Here is an 8,515-nt window from a genome sequence, read left to right on the forward strand (position 1 = left end):
TCATATTATTGACTATAAACGGAGGATAGAAAAGTGGGCATTTTATCAAACATCGAACCAAAAGAAGTATTCTATTATTTTGAAGAATTAAGCCGCGTACCGCGAAAAACATTTTACACAAAAAAAGCCAGTGATTTCTGTGTAGAATTTGCAAAAACACACCACCTGGAATATGTGCAGGACGAAGTAAATAACGTAATCATCAAGAAACCGGGAACTCCCGGCTATGAAAATAGTGAACCGGTTATTTTACAGGGACATCTGGATATGGTAGCCGTAAAGACACCGGAAAGTACTCATGATTTTGAGAATGACCCATTGGATCTCTTTGTTGAAGACGGCATGATCGGTGCAAAGAACACTTCTCTGGGCGGTGACGACGGAATCGCAATCGCATTTGCAATGGCAATTCTTGCAAGCGATAACATCCCCCATCCACCGATTGAAGCAATTTTTACCACTGACGAGGAAATCGGAATGTACGGGGCATATGCCATTGATTTATCTGAACTGAAGGGAAAAAAATGTCTGAATATTGATTCGGAGATAGAAGGTGTTCTGACCGTAGGCTGCGCCGGAGGATTTGTCTACGATACATACATTCCAGTAGAGTGGAGCGAAGAGGACGGAGTAGAAATCACGCTCTCCATAAATGGATTACAGGGCGGCCATTCCGGTGCTGAGATTCAGAAACAGCGCGGCAATGCCCACAAGATTATGGGGCGTGTTCTTAACTCACTCGCCAATACCTACGACTTCAACCTGCTCAGCACCGACGGTGGTTCTGCCGCCAATGTTATTGCTCAGAATAACCAGACCGTTATTGTGGCAGAGACAGAACAGGCAGAAGCCATTGTAAATGCTGTCTCTGCGTTAAAAGAAGAAATCTCTGCTGAATTTCTTGGTTCAGAGCCGGATTTTATCCTGACTGCCACAATCGGAGAGAGCAAAACTGTAAAGGCATTTGATGCAGACTCTACTTCCCGTGTCATTACCTACTTGTATGGCGCTCCGAACGGTGTACAGTGCTATGACCGTACCTTCCCCTCCAATGTGGAAACTTCTCTGAACACCGGAATTGTAGAAACCTCAGATAATACGGTACGTGTAAGATTCCAGGTAAGAAGTTCCCTAAAGAGCAAATTAGAAGATATGAAAAATGTGATGAATATGTGGTGTGAGCTTGTGGGCGCTTCCTATGAGCTTTCCGGCGAATACCCCGGATGGAGCTTTTATCCGGATTCCACCCTCCGTCCGCTGATGATTAAGATTTACAGCGATATGTTCGGTACCGAGCCAACCGTAGAGACTACCCACGGCGGATTAGAATGTGGAATCCTGATTGACAAGAAAGCGGATTTAGACATTGTATCCTTCGGCCCGAATTTGCCGGATGTTCATTCTGTAAAAGAACGGCTTGACATTGCATCCACTGCACGTTCCTGGGAATACCTGAAAGCAGTCCTGAAAGCTTGCAAATAAATTTGCCGGAATCTGATACAGAAAGCGTGCCACTGGCACCCTTTCTTGCATACTAAGGTATAAACTAGATTCCCGCTCCATAAACGATTCGTTATGGAGCGGGAATTTTATATTTTATGTTTGTCTGCTATCTAAATTCTAAATAGTACCATTTCATCCGTAAAAGTCCATTTCTCTGGACAACTGTTACTATATCTCCTTCTTCCGCCTGCTTATATTCATCTATTGAAACTTCTATATCTTCATCTCCATATTTTCCATCCCATGGTTTTACAGTTACATAATACATTTCTGCCTTACCTGATGACGAATGTTTATCTACAACTCTTACCCGATATTCCTCGGCCACACTAAAATCAAAATCTATATTAATAACGCAAAGTGCACCGAACCAAAAGAAACTGACACAAAAGATATAACCAGCAGCAACCAGTATTTTTCTCTTATATTCTTTTGAAAAAATGAAAAAAGGAATAATAAAAGTAAGGGATATAGCACCCCACATTACCCAAAATAACTGGTTATACCTATGATTATCTGCGCCCCATATAAAGAAAAGAAAACCAGAAACCAGAACCGTTATTACCACAGAGGTAAAACCGCCTTGTTTATCTTCTGAGAAACTAATTCTGTCGCTATTCCGAATATAACGTACAATTGTCAAAACCGGAAAAACTACCGCTCCCGTAGTAAATAAAAATCCTATATAAGGAACCCCCCAGCTTAAAAGAAGACAAAAAAAGGTACATGTTTTATAAACTTCTATCCGATGATCTTCAAATTTTTCCGGTCTTGCCCACGATTTATACCAGGGAAATTTTTTAGGAAGTTTCTTCACAAGTTTTTTTCTTATGCCGCTGTTATCATGGTAGATAATATAAACAGACACCAGAAAAAACAGCGCCGGTCTGACAATAACTCCCGGAAGCATCATTAAAAGAATATATGCTGCAAAAAACAGCACTGTTTCTATAAAAACTCCCAACCATGATTCTTCAAAATTAATCTTTTTCTTTTTTCTCCTTTTCCCCATCAGCCTTTATCCCCTGTTCTTCACTCCCTGGGTATCCCTCTTTCCTATCTTCAGCCGGTTCAGAGTTACCTCCTTCTCTTTAAATGCTACCTTCGCCTCCGTTCCTTCCACAAAGAGATATACGTTCTCCAGCTCATCATCCTTCTTAAGCTTAATTCCCCGGACACCAATGGCTCCTTTTTTCTTTTCGGAAACTTCCTCTGCCGGGAAACGCAGGAAGAACCCATCCCGGGTCTGCAGGACAACATGCTGATTATCCGTGATGACCTGAACACAGAGCAGCTCGTCCCCATCCTGAAACTTCGTTGCCACAATGGTTCTCTTCGCCACCTGAAATTCCGTTCCCTCAACCTTCTTAATCATACCTTGCTTTGTTGCAAAGAGAAGCTTGGCGAATCGCATCTGCTCCGCATCGCAGATATAGACAATTTCCTCCTGTGTGCTGTCATAGTTGCTGACATTATCTACAGGAAGTCCTTTATCCCGGAATTTTCCGAAAGGCAGGTCTAATACCTTCATCTGATGCATCTTTCCGGTATTGGTAAAGATACACAGCTTTCCGGTGTTCATACAGGAGACCACATATTTGTTCTCGCTGTCAGCCGCTTCCTTATTACGTTCATAGGTGGGCAGGTCTATCGTCTTCGCATAACCAAACCTGTCCATCAGAAACATCACTTCCTGTTCTTCTATCTTCTTCTCTTCAAATACGGCTTCTTCCGCATTCTCTACTACGGTACGGCGTTTTCTTCCGAATTCTTTTTTATACTGATCTAATTCTTCTATGATTACATCTGACATGGAATTATAATTGTTCAGAATATCCTCGTATCTCTCAATTTTTTTCAGAGTCTCGTCATGCTCTTTCTGAAGCGCCTCAATCTCCAGTCCAATTAATTTGTAAAGACGCATCTCCAGAATTGCTGTCGCCTGACGCTCAGTAAACCGGAGCATCGCCGCCATCTTCTGGGATATTTTTGACTTAAACTTAATATTCTCTGTGATCCCCTGGGTCAGGCACGCCTTCGCGTCCTTCACATTCTGGCTGCCCCGGAGAATCTCAATAATCAGATCGATCACATCACAGGCCTTAATAAGTCCTTCCTGAATCTCTTTCTTGTCCAGTTCCTTTGCCAGAAGATTCTTATACTTTCTGGTGGCAAGTTCAAACTGAAAATCCACGTGATGCTCAATAATTTTCTTAAGCCCCATGGTTTCCGGGCGTCCGTCTGCTACCGCCAGCATATTAACGCCAAAGGTATCCTCCAGCCGGGTCTTTTTATAAAGCATATTGGTGAGATTCTCTACATCTGCTCCCTTCTTCAGTTCAATAACGATGCGAATTCCTTCCTTGGAAGACTGGTTGGAAATGTCTACGATGTCGGAAGTTTTCTTAGACTCCACCAACGCACAGACATCATTTAAAAATTTCCCGATTCCCGCCCCAATCATGGTGTAAGGAATCTCCGTGATTACCAGGCGCTTCTTTCCGCCTTTCATATCCTCCACTTCCACCTTGCCGCGAATCTTAATCTTGCCGGAGCCTGTCTCATAAATATTTAGAAGATCGTCTTTATTTACAACAATACCGCCCGTAGGGAAATCCGGTCCCTTCACGTATTTCATCAACTGCTTCGTGCTGATGGCGTCATTTTTCATATATGCCTTTACCGCATCAATAACTTCTCCAAGATTATGAGTCGGAATGCTGGTAGCCATACCGACGGCAATCCCCTCCGCACCATTTACCAGAAGGTTGGGAACCCGCACAGGAAGCACTTCCGGCTCTTTCTCCGTCTCGTCGAAATTCGGTACAAAGTCCACAATATCCTTATCTAAATCCGCGAGAAATGCATCCTGGGTAAACTTGGCAAGCCTGGCTTCCGTATAACGCATGGCGGCGGCTCCGTCTCCCTCAATAGAGCCAAAATTTCCGTGTCCGTCTACCAGAATCATGCCTTTCTTAAAGTCTTGTGCCATAACCACCAGTGCTTCATAAATAGAACTGTCGCCGTGGGGATGATATTTACCCATGGTATCTCCCACAATACGCGCACATTTTCTATAAGGCTTGTCATACCGGATTCCAAGTTCATGCATATCATAGAGCGTTCTTCTCTGCACCGGTTTTAATCCGTCACGCACATCCGGGAGGGCTCTCGCAATAATCACACTCATAGCATAATCAATATATGATTTTTTCATTACGTCCGAATATTCGGTACGGATAATCTGCTGGCTTTCCATTTCTCATCTGCTCCTTCCTATATATCCAATTCCGCTTCCGTAGCATTCTCATAAATAAACGCCCGCCGCGGTGGTACCTCTGTTCCCATCAGCATCTCTGTCACGCTGGAAGCCATTCTCGCGTCCTCAATTTCCACTCGCTTAAGAATCCGGGTTTCGGGATTCAGTGTTGTTTCCCATAACTGTTCTGCATCCATTTCTCCCAACCCTTTATACCTCTGGAGGGTAAACGGCCCACTGTGAGTCTTTCTGTATCGTTCCAGCGCCTTATCGTCATACAGATATTCTTCTTCCCCCTTCTTCGGCATTGCCTTATAAAGAGGCGGCATGGCAATATATACGTGTCCCTCATAGATAAGCTCCGGCATAAACCGGTAAAACAGGGTCAAAAGCAGTGTAGAAATATGGGCACCGTCCACATCCGCATCTGCCATAATGATAATCTTGTCATAACGCAGTTTGCTGATATCAAAATCATTTCCATATCCTTCGGAAAATCCGCAGCCAAAAGCATTAATCATGGTCTTTATCTCTGCATTAGCAAGTATTTTATCTATGCTCGCCTTCTCCACATTCAGAATTTTCCCGCGGATTGGAAGAATCGCCTGGTACATTCGGTCCCTTGCCGTCTTAGCTGAGCCTCCCGCGGAATCTCCCTCTACGATAAAAATCTCGCACCGGGAAGCATCCCGGCTCTCACAATTCGCAAGCTTTCCATTGCTGTCAAAGGAATATTTCTGCTTCGTCAGCAAATTGGTTTTCGCACGTTCTTCTGTCTTCCTGATTTTCGCCGCTTTTTCCGCACAGGAAAGAACCTTTTTCAATGTATCCAGATTTCGGTCAAAGAAACGGACAATCTCATCATTCGTCACTTTTCCGGTGGCCTTCGCCGCATCCGGGTTGTCCAGCTTCGTCTTCGTCTGCCCCTCAAACCTGGGATCCGGATGCTTAATGGAGACGATTGCCGTCATACCGTTACGGATGTCCGCACCTGTAAAATTAGCGTCCTTCTCCTTCAGCACCCCCAGCTCCCGAGCGTACTGGTTCATAACGGTAGTAAAGGTTGTCTTAAATCCGGTCAGATGGGTCCCGCCTTCTGCATTGTAGATATTATTACAGAAACCAAGAACATTTTCATGGAATTCATTTACATATTGAAATGCCGCTTCCACTTCAATTCCCTCTGCCATCCCTTTAAAATACACCGGCTCATGTACTGTTTCTTTCTTAGCATTCAACTCTTTAATAAAACCGAGGATTCCATCCGGTTCATGGAATACGATATGTTCCGGCTCACTCAGACGTTTATCTTCATAAATAATGGTAAGAGACGGATTCAGATAAGCCGTCTCATGCATACGGCTCTTTACCTCTTCTCCACGGAATTTTGTCTTCTCAAAGATCGTATCATCCGGAAGAAAATTCACCTTCGTTCCGGTCTTCTTCGTCTTGCCAATTCTGGGTAAAAGACCATCTTCCAACTCAATAACCGGAACGCCCCGCTCATATCTGTCATGGTGAATATATCCTTCCCTGCTGACCTCTACGTCCATATAGGCAGACAGTGCATTTACCACAGAAGAGCCTACCCCGTGAAGCCCGCCGCTTGTCTTATAAGCAGAACTGTCAAACTTTCCTCCTGCATGAAGCGTCGTATATACGATTCTCTCGGCAGACACGCCTTTGGCGTGCATGCCGACCGGAACACCACGTCCATTATCAGATACCGTCGCAGAACCGTCTTTTTCCAGTGTTACCTGTATCTCCGTACAATATCCCGCCAGGTGTTCGTCCACTGCATTATCCACAATTTCATAAATCAGATGATTCAGTCCCTTGGTTGACACGCTTCCTATATACATTCCCGGTCTTTTCCGGACTGCTTCAAGTCCTTCCAGTACCGCAATACTATCCGCATCGTATGTATTCTTCTTCGCCATGTTACCTAAACCTCTCTTCTATCAAACTCTTCCGCGTATCTTTTGTACCCACAATCTTTTATAGTATACCCTAAGAAACGCAATATTTCCAGTCTTATTCGATAAGTACTGTATGCAGAAGATCTGCCAGCACTTCCATAGCATTCTTCATTTCTTCTACGGTATTGGTCTGTGCACCTGCCTCTATAAGCAGTGATTTTGGCATGAAATGCATGTTGTACCGATAGCCTCTTAGATAAATCCTTCTGGCAAATCCGGGATATTTATTGTTTGCCGCCACCTGCATCTGAAGGGAAAACGCCAGATTGTCCTGAATATACGGATTTGCAAGATAATCAATCTCACCGTTAGCCCTTGTCTTGCTTAGCCCATTAAAGAACATAATCTGCGCAGTCTGCTTGCCATTTACCTCTGTCACCAGATGAGTGCCCTCATTCACACCATCTCTGTGCAGGTCGATGACAACCTCTATGGTTGGATTTTCTTCCAGTATCTTCTGAATATCCGGCTTTGCCATATCATACGCTTTGCTTCTGTCCAATTCCCCGTTAATCAAATCGTACACGCCGGTATGATGAAGCGTCTGGATCTGATAAGTATGATTTAAAAGCTCTGTCAGATAATCGCCGACTCCCACAATAGAAGTAGACGGATCTCCCTCCACAGAATCTGCAAACATTTCTTGTGAATGTGTATGGTAAACCAATATCTTCGGACCGTCCGTCTCCTGGTTAATCTTCATATTTTTACTTAACAGCTCTTCCCCTTTTAGCTCATCCGGCCGTATCATAGTACTGCTGTCTACCGCATAGAAATTACTGATGAGGTAGTTAAAATCGCTCATTTTCTCTATAGAAGTATCCAACGGTACTCCGGCGGTGTGAAGCGTCTGTGCTGAATCATCTTCTCCATTCACCAACTGTCCGTCTGCCCCCACTTCATTCTCATCATTTGCCTGTGCCGCCAGAATCATAGCATATGTATCCGCATCCGAGGTGTCTGTCTCGGATGCGGACTTCCCTTCTACGTAACCTCCAAGAGGAATCAATTCATTTGCCTTAGACAGCAGCCATTCCCCCATCGAATGACTTTTATCTCCTTCGAGATAAGAAAATCCGGTCAGGTACATTACTTTGGACTGCTCCAATAGTTCTTCCGCAACCTCTCCTTCTACCGCCTGAAACGGATGAATATCGAGCTTGATTCCTCCATAGATTATGAGAATTCCAAACACCAGTCCGAGCAATACGGTATGCACGCTCCATTTTCTTTCCAAATATTCCCACCCATTTCTATTTCCTGCCCAATCAGACATTTATTCATTCACTTTTATACTATATGAAACTATACCTGATTTGAGAATAGCAGATTCAAAGCTTCTGAAATTGTGTAACTGATTCGTTTTACCGTATCGTCAATGTCCTTCGGCGTTACAAACATTCCATTTAAATGCGGAGCTATCAGTTCTTTTACTAATTCATATTTTTCCGCCGCACTGTATCCCTGCATCACCACGCCTACTCCTTTTAACATCTCAGAGCTTTCCAAAGCCGCCAGAAGATTTTCCATAGCGTCATTTACAATTGTAGCCGCATCAACCACCGTCGGAACGCCTATGGCGATTACAGGAACTCCCACCGTTTCCCGATTAATAGCATTTCTCTGGTTTCCTACACCTGATCCGGGATGTATTCCTGTATCTGCAATCTGAATGGTGCGGTTCAGTCTTTTAGAATTCCGCGCCGCAAGGGCATCAATGGCTACAATAAAGTCCGGTTTTGTCTCCTGCACGATTCCTTTGACAATCTCTACC

The 8,515-nt window shown here is 44.1% G+C and carries 6 protein-coding genes; 1 reads left to right on the forward strand and 5 read right to left on the reverse strand.

The features are described 5' to 3' along the window. Positions 1-33 precede the first annotated feature (33 nt). Entirely contained in the window at positions 34-1,482 is a 1,449-nt protein-coding gene (locus OCV99_RS04305; RefSeq protein ID WP_158368516.1) for an aminoacyl-histidine dipeptidase, read from the forward strand. A 127-nt stretch (positions 1,483-1,609) separates the two neighbouring features. Here the strand turns inward: OCV99_RS04305 and OCV99_RS04310 are convergent, their stop codons facing one another. The 5 genes from OCV99_RS04310 to gpr all read right to left on the reverse strand — a co-directional run. Beyond that, entirely contained in the window at positions 1,610-2,320 is a 711-nt protein-coding gene (locus OCV99_RS04310) for a hypothetical protein (RefSeq protein WP_158368518.1), read from the reverse strand. A gap of 201 nt (positions 2,321-2,521) precedes the next feature. Next, positions 2,522-4,762, reverse strand: coding sequence for a DNA gyrase/topoisomerase IV subunit A (locus OCV99_RS04315; RefSeq protein WP_158368520.1), 2,241 nt, complete (start codon positions 4,760-4,762; stop codon positions 2,522-2,524). 17 nt (positions 4,763-4,779) lie between these two features. Further along, positions 4,780-6,702, reverse strand: coding sequence for a DNA gyrase/topoisomerase IV subunit B (locus tag OCV99_RS04320; RefSeq protein ID WP_158368522.1), 1,923 nt, complete (start codon positions 6,700-6,702; stop codon positions 4,780-4,782). A 94-nt stretch (positions 6,703-6,796) separates the two neighbouring features. Next, positions 6,797-7,978, reverse strand: coding sequence for a stage II sporulation protein P (locus OCV99_RS04325; protein ID WP_264471491.1), 1,182 nt, complete (start codon positions 7,976-7,978; stop codon positions 6,797-6,799). Between the two features lie 68 nt (positions 7,979-8,046). Then, positions 8,047-8,515: GPR endopeptidase (gene gpr / locus OCV99_RS04330; RefSeq protein ID WP_158368602.1), on the reverse strand; the 469-nt coding region annotated here is incomplete at its 5' end.

The organism is Dorea acetigenes (assembly GCF_025567385.1).
In the GTDB taxonomy this organism is placed as follows: Bacteria; Bacillota; Clostridia; order Lachnospirales; family Lachnospiraceae; genus Claveliimonas; species Claveliimonas acetigenes.